We start from the raw sequence: 13,102 nt of genomic DNA on the forward strand, positions 1-13,102 counted from the left end.
ATCAGTCAACATCATCATCGACTGATACACCGTCTTCGCGAGCAGGCTCGCTCCCACATTGGGTTTTGCGTTTTACCGGGAGATCAGCGCACGGTCTTGAGGATCATTTGCAGCTGAGTCTGGCCCGCCTCACTCAACGGGAAGACCGGCAAGCGTGGATCGCCCACCTCCAGCCCGGTCTGTCGCAACCCGGCCTTGATCGTCGCCGGCAACCCACCCTTGAGTATGAAATCCAGCAGCGGCAACTGGCGATAGAACAGATCCCGCGCCCGATCCAGATCGCCGGCCATGGCTGCGTCATAAAGATCCAGATTCAACTGCGGGATCAAATTGGGCGCCGCCGTGCACCAGCCTTTCGCCCCGGCAGCGAACGCTTCCAGCGCCAGCGGATTGCAGCCGTTGTAAAACGGCACCTGACCTTCACCGAGCAATAGCAGCTTGTGCATGCGCTGAATATCGCCGGTGCTCTCCTTGACCATGGTCACGTTTTCCACGCCATTGACGATGCGTAGAATCAAATCCACCGACATGTCGGTGCCGCTGGTGGCCGGGTTGTTGTAGAGCATGATTGGCACGCCGATGCTCTCGCCGATGGCGCGGTAGTGCGCGAGGATTTCCGCCTCGGTGAGTTTCCAGTACGAAGCCGGCAGCACCATCACCACGTCGGCACCATGGGCTTCGGCGAAACGCGCGCGGCGTACGGCTTTGGCGGTGGTCAGGTCGGACACGCTGACGATCGTCGGCACACGTTTGGCGACGTGCTTGATGCTGAACTCGGCGACCTGATCCCACTCCGCATCGCTCAGGTAAGCGCCTTCGCCGGTGCTGCCCAGCGGCGCGATGGCGTGGACGCCGCTGTCGATCAGGCGATCGATCGATTGCCCGAGCGCTGGCAGGTCCAACCCTTCGCCGTTGGCGCCGAACGGGGTGATGGTGTAGCCGATGATGCCGTGAATAGTGGACATGGGAATCTCTCCGTAACAGGTTTCAGTTCAGGCAATCGGCGTGTTGGCGCAGGTTCTGCCGGGCGTAGTAGTTGAAGGCGGCGGCGTGGCGTTTCGGCTTGGCGATCCAGTCATGCGCCTCGCGGCCCAGTTCAGGGATGATCGGTTTGATCGTGCCGGCGGCCATCGCCAGCAGTTGCAGCTTGGCCGCTCGTTCGATCAATTGGGCGATGACACAGGCCTCTTCAATCGTCGTACCGGTCGACAACTGACCGTGGTGCGAAAGCAGGATCGCGCGTTTGTCGCCCAGCGCACCGGCAATCAGCTCACCTTCTTCATTGCCCACCGGCACGCCCGGCCAACCTTCGAGAAACGCGCAGTCGTCGTACAGCGGGCACAGATCCATGTGGGAAATCTGCAGCGGTACTTCCAGCATCGACAGCGCCGCGACGTGGGTCGGATGGGTGTGAATGATGCAATTTACATCCGGGCGAGCGCGGTAAACCCAGCTGTGGAAACGGTTGGCCGGGTTGGCCATGCCGTGGCCTTCGAGGACTTCCAGATCCTCGTTGACCAGCAGCAGATTGCTCGCGGTGATTTCGTCGAAACCCAGCCCCAGTTGCTGAGTGTAATAGGTGCCGGGCTGCGGGCCACGGGCGGTGATTTGGCCGGCGAGGCCTGAGTCGTGACCGTTCTCGAAGAGAATCCGGCAGGTCAGGGCCAGCTTTTGCCGATCGGTCCACGTATTATCCGCCAGGCTTTTTTGCATCTGGGTCAGCGCTTGCTTGACCAGTTGGTCTTTGGGTAGTGCTAATGTCTTGGCCATGTCTGTGTCCTTTGGGTGATTGCAAATGACACGAAAGAGGCTATATGACACAAAGTGTCATTGGCAAGCACAAATCGTCGCTTCCTTGCTGGAATAACCGCCGCGCATGTCTATCCGTTTGAAATTATTGAGAAAAAAACTTGGCGTAACCCTTGAGGCACTGGCCGAAAAATCCGGCATGACCAAGAGTTATCTGTCCAAAGTCGAGCGCGGGCTGAACACGCCGTCGATTGCTGCTGCGTTGAAACTGGCGAAAGCGCTGAATGTGAAGGTCGAGGAGTTGTTCTCTGAGGACAACGTCAGCCTCGACAGCTACAGCCTGGTGCGCAGCCACGAGCGCCAGTCACTGGCGGCGAATGACCAGAGCCCCGGCTACGCCGTGCTCGCGCATCAGGTCAGCGAGCGCAACCTGCTGCCGTTCATCATCTATCCGCCGAAAGAGTTCAGCGACAAGACCTTCAAGGAGCACTTGGGCGAGGAGTTTCTGTTCGTTCACGAAGGGCAGGTGGAAGTGGATTTCATGAACGAGAAGGTGCTGCTGGAGCGCGGTGATGCGCTGCACTTCAATGCGCAGAAACCGCACCGGATCAGATCGGTGGGGGATGTGCAGGCGCAGTTGCTGGTGGTGGTGCACAGCAGCGAAGATTGAGGTGCGCCCCAAAAGCTTCGCGAGCAGGCTCGCTCCCACAGGTTGAATGCATTCCAGATGTGGGAGCGAGCCTGCTCGCGAAGGCGTCAGTCAGGCCTGCATCAAACCTCGACCGGCACCGATAACTTCGGATTGCCGAGCGCATGGCTCTTCGCATCAAAAAACCGCAACTCAACGCCTGTGCCTTCGAACACCTGCGCGTAATGCCGCTTCTGATGCTGAACAAACGCCGCACTGCGCGGATAAATCGAGATCGCCACCGTCGCAGGTTTCGCCAAGCGCAACGCCCGAACAATGTGCGCATCCTGCTCGCCCAACGCATGACCAAAGATGCACAAACTGCCGCCATGCCCGAGCAATTGCTCATAACAGAACGACAGATAATCCGAACTGCGAATGGTCTTGAGCTTGTCTGCACTCGGCCCTTCGGTGACGAACAGCGGTACGTCATCCAGCGTCTTGATCGTATTGTTGATCGCGAAGCTGCCGAGCAGCGTGCCTTCGGTTGAGGTCAATTTGCGCGCGGTGCCGTCCTGATTGCGCACCAGATGCAGACCGCCGTGCAGGTACAGCAAACGCGATTTTTCGGTGGTGCTTTCGCTCAGATCGAAACTGGCATTCGGGCCGTTGAACAGGTCGTCGATGGCCTCGTTTTGGTGTTGCAGCGCCCAGTAGTTGAGCAGGTCGTAATTGGTGGTGAATACTGTGCGATAGCGCGCCAGTTCTTCGTTCACCGTCGCCAGCGTCGAAGGCTTCACCAGTCGCCACGGAATGTGCACGGCGTGCACGGTATTGATCAGCGCTTCCTTGATCGCGTAGTAGCGGTTGCGCGGCGCCGCCGAACTGACGGCCAGGGCTTTGTTGACCCGGCTGGTTGTTTTCAGTGCGCCGAGTACCTGCTCGAAGCTGCGCGTTTGCATGGCGTCGAACACCGCCAGTTCCGACGGGCTCAGCGGTTTTTCTTCGACGGTGCGGGCGTTTTCGAACAGCGAGTCGTAGCCGAAGTCTTCCCACACCGCACGGCTGGCGCCATTGCCCACCAGCAAACCGCTGAAATCGGTCGCGGCGCGCAGGGTGTTCCAGTCTTCGAGGCTGGCGTCGACATCGAGAAAATCGGTCATTGCGTAGGCGGTCTCAAAACATAGGGGCTGATGGACGGCGACTTTATCACGAGCGGGCATTGAGCCAGATCAACATCGCTCGTGACCGATCGGTCGATGCTGTGTCTATCCGCCGAACCGGAGCAGTCGATTCGGCCCCTGTCAGGAGATGCGCGCATGACCAGCACCTTTTTCATTCCGGCGGTAAACATCATGGGCAACGGCTGCCTCGACGAAGCCATGGTCGCGATCCGCAACTATGGTTTTCGCAAGGCGCTGATCGTCACCGACACCGGGCTGGCCAAGGCTGGCGTGGCCACCATGGTCGCCGAGAAGCTGGCGATGCAGGACATCGATTCGGTGATTTTCGACGGCGCCAAACCCAACCCGAGCATTGCCAATGTCGAGTCGGGGCTGGGGCTGCTCAAGGAAAGTCGCTGCGATTTCGTCGTGTCGCTGGGCGGCGGTTCGCCTCACGATTGCGCCAAAGGCATCGCCCTGTGTGCGACCAACGGCGGACAGATCCGTGATTACGAAGGCATCGATCAATCGAGCAAGCCGCAACTGCCACTGATCGCGATCAACACCACTGCCGGCACCGCCAGCGAGATGACGCGCTTCTGCATCATCACCGACGAATCGCGCCACGTGAAAATGGCCATCGTCGACCGCAATGTCACGCCGCTGTTGTCGGTCAATGACCCGGAATTGATGGTTGCCATGCCCAAAGGCCTGACGGCTGCCACCGGCATGGACGCACTGACCCACGCCATCGAAGCCTACGTCTCGACCGCTGCCAACCCGATCACCGATGCCTGCGCGTTGAAGGCGATGACCCTGATCAGCAACAACCTGCGCCTGGCCGTGCGCGATGGCAGCGACCTCGCCGCGCGGGAAAACATGGCTTACGCGCAGTTCCTCGCCGGCATGGCCTTCAACAACGCGTCCCTCGGTTACGTGCATGCGATGGCGCATCAATTGGGCGGTTTCTACGACCTGCCCCATGGCGTGTGCAATGCCGTGCTGCTGCCCCACGTGCAGACGTTCAATGCGCTGGTCTGTGCCGAGCGGCTGACCGATGTTGCCCACGCCATGGGCGCAGACATTCGTGGCTTCAGCCCCGAAGAGGGCGCCCAGGCGGCGATCAATGCGATCCGCTGCCTGGCCAAAGATGTCGAGATTCCCGGTGGTTTGCGTGAACTCGGCGCCAAGCTCAGTGACATTCCGCTGCTCGCGACCAATGCGTTGAAAGACGCCTGCGGTTTGACCAACCCACGGGCGGCCGATCAGCGCCAGATCGAGGAGATTTTTCGCAATGCGTTTTGAGAGGCCGGTCAGGTTGATTTCTTGACGGTCAGGTTTTGCCCTTGCCCTTGCCCTTGCCTTCAGCTGTCACCGTAAACGTTCGAACACGGACCCAGTCAGACAACTTCCCTTTGATGTTGTGAATGGCGGATATCCGGTTCAGTCCGGGAGGTAAGGGTTTTGTAACCTGAGTACGCCATTGCTTGAGGGGGTCGACGTCGGCTTTGGCAATCATCACGCCGGTGTCCAGATCGATAATGCTAACGAAGCCTTCAGCTTTTGTGACATCTCCCGAAAAGACCGGAACCGTATTCACCTGTGCGTCCTCTTTTGGTTCGGAAACTACCGGGACGTCGATTGCCGGCCGCAGCAGCACGGTATATCTGCGCTCCTCACTCCAGTCTGACTTGATGCCTTCCCATGTCTGGTGGGCGCGAATCTCCTGCTGACCCGGAGACTGGACACCGCTGATGCTAAACGCCCATCGTCCATTTGCGCTGACCTGTCCGTCACCGAGCGAATGCTTGTCTGCAATGCTCCAAACCTGCACTAGAGCACCCGGTATACCGCTGCCGAGAAACAGTGTTGCAACCCCCGTTTCGCTGTCCCTTTTGGGGTACGTGATGGTCGGGGGCGGGACAGGTTGCGTGTCGGGCTTGTCGGGAGTGCTCATTGTGTTTCTCGTTTCAGGCTGATTTGAAACGAAACACTGGCACGGCGTGTCCCGTTTAGAACCTGTAAGAACTACCAGTTTTTTAGCTTTTTTTGCTTGGGCGGTAATTTCTTTTTGTTCTAAAAAACTGTCATTTCTGTCAGTTGTCTGGCGTGGCTGCTTCGGATCGAATGCTCTGATAACGGGGTCGACTCCGATCTCTTCAGGAGCACGCGAACATGCCAGAAGCCACTACACGTAACGCACAACTCGCAGGTGAGCCGGATCAGACGTTTGCCCATTCAGGCCTGCAAACGCTGCAGTTTCCTGGCGCGCGCAAAACCATCGGTAACAGTGTCGCAGTGATGCCCTCGGGTCGGATCATGGTCAGTACAACGGTTATCGACGCATCGGGAGCCTCGAATTACGGACTTGCACGACTGCTCCCTGACGGTCATCTCGACACCGGCTTCGGCCAGGGCGGGTACCTTGGCGGCCAGTTTGCGAATGGTCGGTTATCACAGGGCGGGAGTCTGGTCGTCGATGCGAGCGGTGCATTCTGGTTGAGTGCAGTGCTCGCAAATGCAGCAGGCAAGCTCGAGCAAATCATCGCTCGATTCAAACCCGACGGTACGCTCGATCGTGATTTTGGTGATGAACAGTCGGGCTATCGAGTCGTGCCGATGCGTATTCCCACGCTGAACAATGCCACGGGCGGCCGCTTGATATTGGCCCAATCCACTCCAGCGAAATCGATGCCGGACAGATTGCTTTTCGTCACCTCCCAAGGGGGCAGCGGGTTGTTGGCGCGTTTCTTTCTGGATGGCAGGAATGATGACGATTTCGCTGAAAATGGCTGGATACCTCTGACGCTTCCAAGTGTGGCGATCACGTTGCACGGGGTCACGCAGTTGGACGGTGGGCAGATTCTTGTCCATGGCAAGACCGAAGTGACGAATCAGGGGCTGGTCATGGCTTACGACAGTTCCGGGCAGGTTGCCAAGCCGTTCGGCAAGGACGGTACCCTACTGCTGAAACTGGACAATGCCGGTGTACCGCTTGAAAGCTCGGTGAATCGTATCGTGGTGCAATCGGCGCAGCGCTTGTTATTGATCGGATCTGCCGTCGAGTCTTCCGCCGGGGAGAAACGTCAGCATGGCTTGATCAGCGGGATCAATCTCACTGGCCAGGCTGATCCAGAGTTTAATCTCGGTCTGCCAGTCATTACCCTTGCAAAGCAGCCGCTGGATCTTAAAAGCTGGAGCGCAGGGTTCGCGCTGAATGACTCCCCCGGCCCGAGAATCGTCACGGTCGGACAGACCTCGGAGGGCACACGAGGGTTGCTGACGGCTGGCTTTCTGGCCGATGGCGCAGTGGATCCGTTATTTGATGTCGAGGGTGCAGCCGAGATCCCGTGGATTGCGCAGGATGCCTGTCTGCAGGGGGCGTCAGTGCTGGTGCTGGGGCATAGAAATGAAGCGGCTCACCTGGTGCGATTGCTGACAGCGGCGAGTTGACGGGCGGGTTCATCACATTTTCGGTGTGATTGAAATCCGGGCTATCCTGCCGACTCGGAATAACCCCAGTCAGCGAGCCCTCCATGCTGCAAAAGAGCCTGATCCGCCGCCTCGACCTGATCACCCTGCAACTGTTCGTCGCCGTCCATGAAGAGGGCACGTTGACCCGCGCGGCCTCGCGCGAAGCCATCGCAGTGTCGGCGGCGAGCAAGCGGCTGATGGAGCTGGAAGAGGCGCTCGGGATCAGCCTGTTCGTGCGTCAGGCCAAGGGCATGACGCTGACGCCCGCCGGCGAAACGCTGCTGCACCATGCGCGGCAGATGTTGTTCAACGTCGAGAAAATGGGCCTGGAACTGGGTGAACACAGCCACGGCGTGCGCGGTTATGTGCGCATGCTGGCGAACCTGTCGGCGATCATTCAGTTTCTTCCCGAAGACCTGCGCGACTTCTCCGCGCAGCACCCGCAGGTCAAGACCGATCTTGAAGAGCGACCCAGTGCCGGGGTGATTCAGGGGGTGCTCGATGGCGTGGCGGATCTCGGCATCTGCTCCAACGACAGCGACACCAAAGGTCTGCGCAGCGTGTTGTACCGCGAGGACAAACTGGTGGTGGTCATGCTGCCAGAGCATCCCTTGGCCGCGCGTGAATCGGTGGCGTTCGATGAGACGCTGGACAGCGATTATGTCGGTTTGCACGCCGCCAGCTCGATCAATATGCGCACCCATGCGGCGGCGCGTCAGGCTGGCAAAGTGCTGCGCATTCGCATTCATGTGCCGGGGTTCGACGCGGTGTGCCGGATGGTCCAGGCCAACATGGGCATTGGCATTTTGCCGCAGCGCGCTTATGAATTGTTTGGTCAGGCGCTGGGTTTGCATGCGGTGCCGTTGATGGATGACTGGTCGGATCGTGCGTTGATCGTGGTGGTGCGGGATGAGGCGGGGTTATCGCCGGTGAGTCGGATGCTGTTTGAGCACTTGCGAGGGCAGGGCTCGTGAGATTCCCGGCGGTCTGATTGAGGAGATTGTCCGCAATGCCTTCTAACGCTTGTCGCCCATCGGCGCGAATCGCACGCAGAGCATCGTGCCGACAGCGAGCAAGGTGCACAGCAGCGACAGGCGCCAGGCCTGTGGGCTGGCGATCAGACTGGCCATCGCACCAATGATTGCCGCCATCGATTGATGAATGAACCCGCTCAGTGCCATCGCATAAGCACCGGCAATCGGCGCACCATCGTTGGCACGGGACAGGCTGATCGGGTAGTTCAACGATTGGCCGAACACGGCAACGCAATACGGCAGCCAAAACAGTAATGCGATGGAACTGGCCGTCAGACTGCCCAGCAACATCACGCTGCTACCGGCCAATACCAAACCTGCACCGACCGCCATCAACCACGCCTGACCGGTGCGCAGCACGAAGTGATTGACCGCCAGCGCGCCGAGAAAATAGGCAGCGCTGATGGGCCAGCCGAGCAGTCCGTAATCCACCGACGACCACGCGAATGGCCCCTGCAGAATCAGTGGCGCCGCAGTGTTGAATGCGATGATCACGCCGTAGCCCAAGCCACCGGCCAGAGCCGGCAGCAGAAACGCCCGGTGCAACAGGATTTGCCGATAAGCCGACCACGATGAGGCGCTGGCCGGTTCGTCAGCCATCGCTGGGAAAGTGACTCGCGCCACAATCAGCGCCATCAACAGGCACGTCACGCCGAGCAGATAGAAGATCGCCTGCCAGCCCAGTGTCACCTCGATCAGCGAGCCCATATATTGGCCGATGCCCAGCGCCACCACGAACGAAATCGAAATCCACGACAACGCCCTGGCCAGCAGATCGCCGCGAAAGCTGTCACGGATCAGCACCCGTGCCATCACTGAAATACCGCTGGCACCGACGCCTTGCATCAGTCGCAGCAGCAAAAACGCTTCAAGCGTCGAACCCGACGGCAACGCCAGATTGGCCACCCCGTAAATAACCAGCGCCGCCAATAACACCGGTTTGCGTCCGATGCGTTGGGCCAGACTGCCCCAGAACAACATCGGCAGCGCCATGCCGATCAGGTACAGCGACAACCCCCACGACACCTTTGCAGCTTCCGCACCCAGGTGTAGGGCGATCTCCGGTACTGCCGGCAAATAAATACTCATGCCCAACTGGGCGAGAAAAACCGTGCTGCAGGTGATCAGAAGGGTGACGCTGGCGTTCATGACTTGTCCCTGTTTTCAGTCGTCGAAATCGCAACGGTGGGTACGCAACAGTCCGGTGATCAGTTCACAGAAGCGCCGAATCAGCGCCGGCTGCATGTCCGCGCGCAGCGTAATACGGATGGCTGCCTTGCCTTGAGCGACCACCGGGAAAAATACCGCGCTGGTGAAAAATCCCTGTTCGGCCAATTCACTGGCAATACGATTGGCCACGGCAGCCTGTGCGCACTTGATCAACCGAATGGCTATGTTGCTGTGGCACTGATCGGTGCTGATCAGGCTGTCGAAGAGGCGGATGTTAGCCGCAAGATTGCTTTGCAGCGTGACAAGCTCGGCGCTGCGATGCAGGCGGATAGACGCTCTGCCGGCACCGATCGCCGCGCAGTTGAGACTCTGCGACCAGTTGCTTGGCCCGCCGTAGCGCTGAACAAGTGTTTTCTGTCGCTCGTTGCCCAGCATCACCAACCCGCCGCTGGCGCCAAACGACTTGGCCAGTGACGCGACGATCAGGCAGTCCTCCTCCAGCGCCGCCATCCGCGGCCGAACAAGTCCGGCGCCATGCTCACCGACAGCGGACAACGCGTGAGAATCATCCAGATAAAGAAACAACCCGTAGCGATCCTTCAAGTACAGCAGACCGTCCATGTTGGCAACGCCGCCCATGCTGTACGCGCCATCAGCGACATACGCCACGCGGCCGTGTTGCTGGCAGACGCGTTCGAGGAACTCCATGTCGTTGTGCGGCGCAGTCACGACGCGGGTTTCATCGGCGCACGCGGCCTTCAAATGATTCATCGAATAATGCGCGTAACGGTCAAATACCATCACCGGTGGCCGGCCTTCGGTGAAGATGCCGCTGGCCAGTAATGGCAGGATTCCGGCGCTGGCGGCGCTGCAAGACAAGGTGCTCAGGCAGACGGCATCGAACAGTTGCGACAATTCGTTCTCGTATTGCTCGAGAATTGCCAGTTTGCAGCGGTTCTTCGAGTTGGCGACGCGCAGGCTGCCGGTTTCGCGCAACGCGGTGATGGCACCCTCGAGCAGGGCAGGGTGATGATCGAGGCCAAGGTATGAGGTCGTGCAGAAATGATGGAGTTCACGTCCGTACTGATCAAGCAGGTGGTTGGGGCTCTTCACTTCGACATTGAGGCCGGCGACTTTGCCCAGTTCGGCGATGTCCCAATCGTGGTCGGCCAGGGCGATGATTTTGCGGAAATTGGAATACAGATTGGGCGTGTGCAACGGAAGATTCACAGGTGACATTCCTTGAGCGTAGCGATCCGTGGGGTGTTGCAATTTGTGTGTGTTGCCAGACTTTACAGAGCGAAAAGTCCGGCAAAAATCGGCTGTTTCCGCGAATCCTGAGAGGCGACGGAGTTTTGTTTGTAGGGCGAAGCGACGAAAATCTGTCGAGTAATCACCTTTCTGACGTGGGCGAAAAATTGCAATCCTGCCGACACTGACCAACCCCGGTCAGTGAGCCCGACCGGCTGATGACGGACCTGAGTTCAACGAAATCTCGCCCGAGCGTTCGCATTTCGCGAACGCTCATTGCCGAGAGAAGATTGGATTCTTCGTTTGGCGTTCCTCTAGCCTTGGCCACCTATTCCAAGAACAAGAGGTACCCCGCGATGACTGCCCCCTTGAGTGCGATCAAAGTGATCGAGATCGGCACCCTGATCGCCGCGCCGTTTGCCGCGCGCATGCTCGCCGAGTTCGGCGCCGAGGTGATCAAGATCGAAGCCATGGGTCAGGGCGACCCGCTGCGCAAATGGCGCAAGCTGCACGAAGGCACGTCGCTGTGGTGGTACCTGCAATCACGCAACAAGAAATCGCTGGCGCTCAACCTGAAATCCGCCGAAGGCATCGAACTGGTCAAGCAACTGGCCAGCGATGCCGACGTCATCATCGAAAACCTGCGCCCCGGTGCGCTGGAGAAACTTGGCCTGGGCTGGGACGTACTCCACGCGCTGAACCCCAATCTCACCCTCGTGCGCATTTCCGGCTACGGCCAGACCGGTCCGTACCGCGATCGTCCCGGCTTCGGCGCGATCGGCGAAGCGATGGGCGGCATTCGTTACACCACTGGCACTCCCGGTTCACCACCGGCGCGGGTCGGCGTCAGCCTCGGTGATTCGCTGGCCTCGCTGCACGCGGTGATCGGCGCGCTGATGGCGCTGCTGCGGGTCAAGACCGGGCAGGGTGGCGGGCAGGTCGTCGACGTGTCGCTGGCCGAAAGCGTGTTCAACGTCATGGAAAGTCTGGTGCCGGAATACGACATGCTGGGTCATGTCCGTGAGCGCAGCGGCGGCGCCTTGCCGGGGATCGCGCCATCGAATACTTACCTCACGGCGGATGGCGCTTACGTGGTAATTGCCGGCAACAGCGACCCGATCTACAAGCGGCTGATGCGAACTATCGGTCGCGATGACCTGGCTGAGGCAGAGGATTTCGCCCACAACGACGGCCGCGCGGCCAAGAGCGGTTTGCTCGACGCCGCGATCACCCACTGGACCAGCAGCCTGCCGATCGACGATGTGCTCGCCACGCTCGAAGCCGCTGAAGTGCCCGCGGGGCGAATCTATTCGGTGGCCGACATCGTTGCCGATCCGCACTATCAGGCCCGGGACATGTTGCTCAATGCCGAATTGCCCGGCGGTGCAACGGTGAAGATGCCCGGCATCGTCCCGAAACTATCGGAAACCCCCGGCGAGGTGAACTGGTCGGGGCCGAAACTCGGCCAGCACACCGACGGTATTCTCGCCGGCCTCGGTCTGACTGAACTCGACATCGAACGCCTGAAAAGCCAAGGGGTGGTGCAATGATCACGGACTATTCGCAAACCCTGATCGTCCAGGAAGTCTCGCCCCGCGACGGCTTGCAGATCGAACCAACGTGGGTGGAAACCGCTGACAAGATCGCGCTGATCGATCAACTGTCGCTGGCCGGTTTCAGCCGCATCGAAGCCGGCTCGTTCGTCTCACCGAAAGCCATTCCAGCGCTGCGTGACGGCGAGCAGGTCTTCACTGGCATTCAACGACAGCCGGGGGTGATTTACGTCGCGCTGATTCCCAACCTCAAAGGTGCGCAACGTGCATTGGCGGCGGGTGCCGACGAGTTGAATCTGGTGATGTCCGCCAGCCAGACGCACAACATGGCCAACATGCGCATGCGCTGCGAGGATTCGCTGACGGCGTTTGCAGAGATTGTTGCGTTCGCCAGCGGTTCCGGTGTGCGCCTCAATGGCAGTATCGCCACCACGTTCGGTTGCCCGTTCGAAGGCCAGATCGACGAGGATCGCGTACTGCAAATCGTCGATGCTTATCAGGAGCTCGGGATTCAGGGCATTACCCTGGCCGACACCACTGGCATGGCCAATCCGCGTCAGGTCGACCGGTTGGTGTGGCGAGTGTTGCAGCGGGTTTCGGCGGCTGATCTGACCCTGCATTTCCACAACACCCGTGGTTTGGGATTGTGCAATGTGCTGGCGGCTTACGAGGCGGGGGCGCGACGTTTCGATGCGGCGCTTGGCGGTCTCGGTGGCTGTCCGTTTGCGCCGGGCGCGTCGGGCAATATCTGCACTGAAGACCTGGTAAACCTGTGCGATGAGATCGGTATTCACACCGGTATCGACTTGCCGCTGCTGCTGAAACTCTCGCGCGGCTTGCCGGATCTGCTGGGCCACGAAGTCCCCGGCCAACTGGCCAAGGCCGGGCGCAACTGCGACCTGCACCCGATCCCCACCTGACAACACCAATACCCCTGTAGGCCTTCGCCTGCTCGCGATAGCGGTGTATCAATCACCGCAAATGTTGCCTGACACACCGCTATCGCGAGCAGGCTCACTCCTACAGTTAAAAACGCATACCAGACAACAAAAACAATCGGACGCCCACCGGCAGTCCGTC

Annotated in this window: 12 protein-coding genes; 6 read left to right on the forward strand and 6 right to left on the reverse strand. The window is 59.6% G+C overall.

All coding sequences use genetic code 11. The annotated features are described in order from the left end of the window. Positions 1–83: 83 nt before the first annotated feature. Positions 84–965 carry a dihydrodipicolinate synthase family protein gene (locus PspS49_RS06935; RefSeq protein ID WP_160038621.1) on the reverse strand — a complete coding sequence of 294 codons (882 nt, stop codon included), beginning with the start codon at positions 963–965 and terminating at the stop codon, positions 84–86. A 22-nt stretch (positions 966–987) separates the two neighbouring features. Continuing rightward, positions 988–1,770 (reverse strand): aldolase, encoded by a 783-nt coding sequence (locus tag PspS49_RS06940; protein ID WP_007911518.1) that lies wholly within the window; start codon positions 1,768–1,770, stop codon positions 988–990. A gap of 106 nt (positions 1,771–1,876) precedes the next feature. Between PspS49_RS06940 and PspS49_RS06945 the strand changes: the two genes are divergently transcribed. After that, the gene (locus PspS49_RS06945; RefSeq protein ID WP_150706184.1) at positions 1,877–2,419 is read left to right on the forward strand and encodes an XRE family transcriptional regulator; all 543 of its coding nucleotides are present in this window, start codon (positions 1,877–1,879) and stop codon (positions 2,417–2,419) included. 101 nt (positions 2,420–2,520) lie between these two features. On the opposite strand, the gene PspS49_RS06950 is transcribed toward PspS49_RS06945, so the two are convergent. Continuing rightward, positions 2,521–3,540 carry a DUF4917 family protein gene (locus PspS49_RS06950; protein ID WP_160038623.1) on the reverse strand — a complete coding sequence of 340 codons (1,020 nt, stop codon included), beginning with the start codon at positions 3,538–3,540 and terminating at the stop codon, positions 2,521–2,523. Positions 3,541–3,696: 156 nt separating this feature from the next. On the opposite strand from PspS49_RS06950, the gene yiaY reads away from it, so the two are divergent. Beyond that, positions 3,697–4,845 carry an L-threonine dehydrogenase gene (yiaY, locus tag PspS49_RS06955; protein ID WP_160038625.1) on the forward strand — a complete coding sequence of 383 codons (1,149 nt, stop codon included), beginning with the start codon at positions 3,697–3,699 and terminating at the stop codon, positions 4,843–4,845. 28 nt (positions 4,846–4,873) lie between these two features. Here the strand turns inward: yiaY and PspS49_RS06960 are convergent, their stop codons facing one another. Beyond that, the gene (locus PspS49_RS06960) at positions 4,874–5,497 is read right to left on the reverse strand and encodes a hypothetical protein (protein WP_160038627.1); all 624 of its coding nucleotides are present in this window, start codon (positions 5,495–5,497) and stop codon (positions 4,874–4,876) included. Between the two features lie 218 nt (positions 5,498–5,715). On the opposite strand from PspS49_RS06960, the gene PspS49_RS06965 reads away from it, so the two are divergent. Next, on the forward strand, positions 5,716–6,993 hold the full coding sequence (locus PspS49_RS06965) for a hypothetical protein (RefSeq protein WP_150749340.1): 1,278 nt from the start codon (positions 5,716–5,718) through the stop codon (positions 6,991–6,993). 83 nt (positions 6,994–7,076) lie between these two features. Then, complete coding sequence (locus PspS49_RS06970; RefSeq protein ID WP_127926159.1) at positions 7,077–7,988, forward strand: LysR family transcriptional regulator; 912 nt, start codon at positions 7,077–7,079, stop codon at positions 7,986–7,988. Positions 7,989–8,030: 42 nt separating this feature from the next. Here the strand turns inward: PspS49_RS06970 and PspS49_RS06975 are convergent, their stop codons facing one another. Continuing rightward, positions 8,031–9,197, reverse strand: a complete 1,167-nt coding sequence (locus tag PspS49_RS06975) for an MFS transporter (RefSeq protein ID WP_150749339.1) — start codon at positions 9,195–9,197, stop codon at positions 8,031–8,033. A gap of 15 nt (positions 9,198–9,212) precedes the next feature. After that, positions 9,213–10,448: an aminotransferase class I/II-fold pyridoxal phosphate-dependent enzyme gene (locus PspS49_RS06980; protein WP_238786331.1), complete on the reverse strand. Its 1,236-nt coding sequence runs from the start codon at positions 10,446–10,448 to the stop codon at positions 9,213–9,215. Positions 10,449–10,825: 377 nt separating this feature from the next. Here PspS49_RS06980 and PspS49_RS06985 point away from each other — a divergent pair, with 377 nt between their 5' ends. After that, positions 10,826–12,019, forward strand: coding sequence for a CaiB/BaiF CoA-transferase family protein (locus tag PspS49_RS06985; protein WP_127926162.1), 1,194 nt, complete (start codon positions 10,826–10,828; stop codon positions 12,017–12,019). Beyond that, positions 12,016–12,942 carry a hydroxymethylglutaryl-CoA lyase gene (locus tag PspS49_RS06990; RefSeq protein WP_160038629.1) on the forward strand — a complete coding sequence of 309 codons (927 nt, stop codon included), beginning with the start codon at positions 12,016–12,018 and terminating at the stop codon, positions 12,940–12,942. The genes PspS49_RS06985 and PspS49_RS06990 overlap by 4 nt, the downstream gene beginning before the upstream one ends. The last annotated feature ends 160 nt before the right edge of the window (positions 12,943–13,102 follow it).

The organism is Pseudomonas sp. S49, from assembly GCF_009866785.1.
Classification (GTDB): Bacteria; Pseudomonadota; Gammaproteobacteria; order Pseudomonadales; family Pseudomonadaceae; genus Aquipseudomonas.

What these genes read in the sequence shown, in the direction of transcription:
- PspS49_RS06935 (WP_160038621.1), bottom strand. Translation starts at nt 965, where the DNA reads ATGTCCACTATTCACGGCATCATCGGCTACACCATCACCCCGTTCGGC.
- PspS49_RS06940 (WP_007911518.1), bottom strand. Translation starts at nt 1,770, where the DNA reads ATGGCCAAGACATTAGCACTACCCAAAGACCAACTGGTCAAGCAAGCG.
- PspS49_RS06945 (WP_150706184.1), top strand. Translation starts at nt 1,877, where the DNA reads ATGTCTATCCGTTTGAAATTATTGAGAAAAAAACTTGGCGTAACCCTT.
- PspS49_RS06950 (WP_160038623.1), bottom strand. Translation starts at nt 3,540, where the DNA reads ATGACCGATTTTCTCGATGTCGACGCCAGCCTCGAAGACTGGAACACC.
- yiaY (WP_160038625.1), top strand. Translation starts at nt 3,697, where the DNA reads ATGACCAGCACCTTTTTCATTCCGGCGGTAAACATCATGGGCAACGGC.
- PspS49_RS06960 (WP_160038627.1), bottom strand. Translation starts at nt 5,497, where the DNA reads ATGAGCACTCCCGACAAGCCCGACACGCAACCTGTCCCGCCCCCGACC.
- PspS49_RS06965 (WP_150749340.1), top strand. Translation starts at nt 5,716, where the DNA reads ATGCCAGAAGCCACTACACGTAACGCACAACTCGCAGGTGAGCCGGAT.
- PspS49_RS06970 (WP_127926159.1), top strand. Translation starts at nt 7,077, where the DNA reads ATGCTGCAAAAGAGCCTGATCCGCCGCCTCGACCTGATCACCCTGCAA.
- PspS49_RS06975 (WP_150749339.1), bottom strand. Translation starts at nt 9,197, where the DNA reads ATGAACGCCAGCGTCACCCTTCTGATCACCTGCAGCACGGTTTTTCTC.
- PspS49_RS06985 (WP_127926162.1), top strand. Translation starts at nt 10,826, where the DNA reads ATGACTGCCCCCTTGAGTGCGATCAAAGTGATCGAGATCGGCACCCTG.
- PspS49_RS06990 (WP_160038629.1), top strand. Translation starts at nt 12,016, where the DNA reads ATGATCACGGACTATTCGCAAACCCTGATCGTCCAGGAAGTCTCGCCC.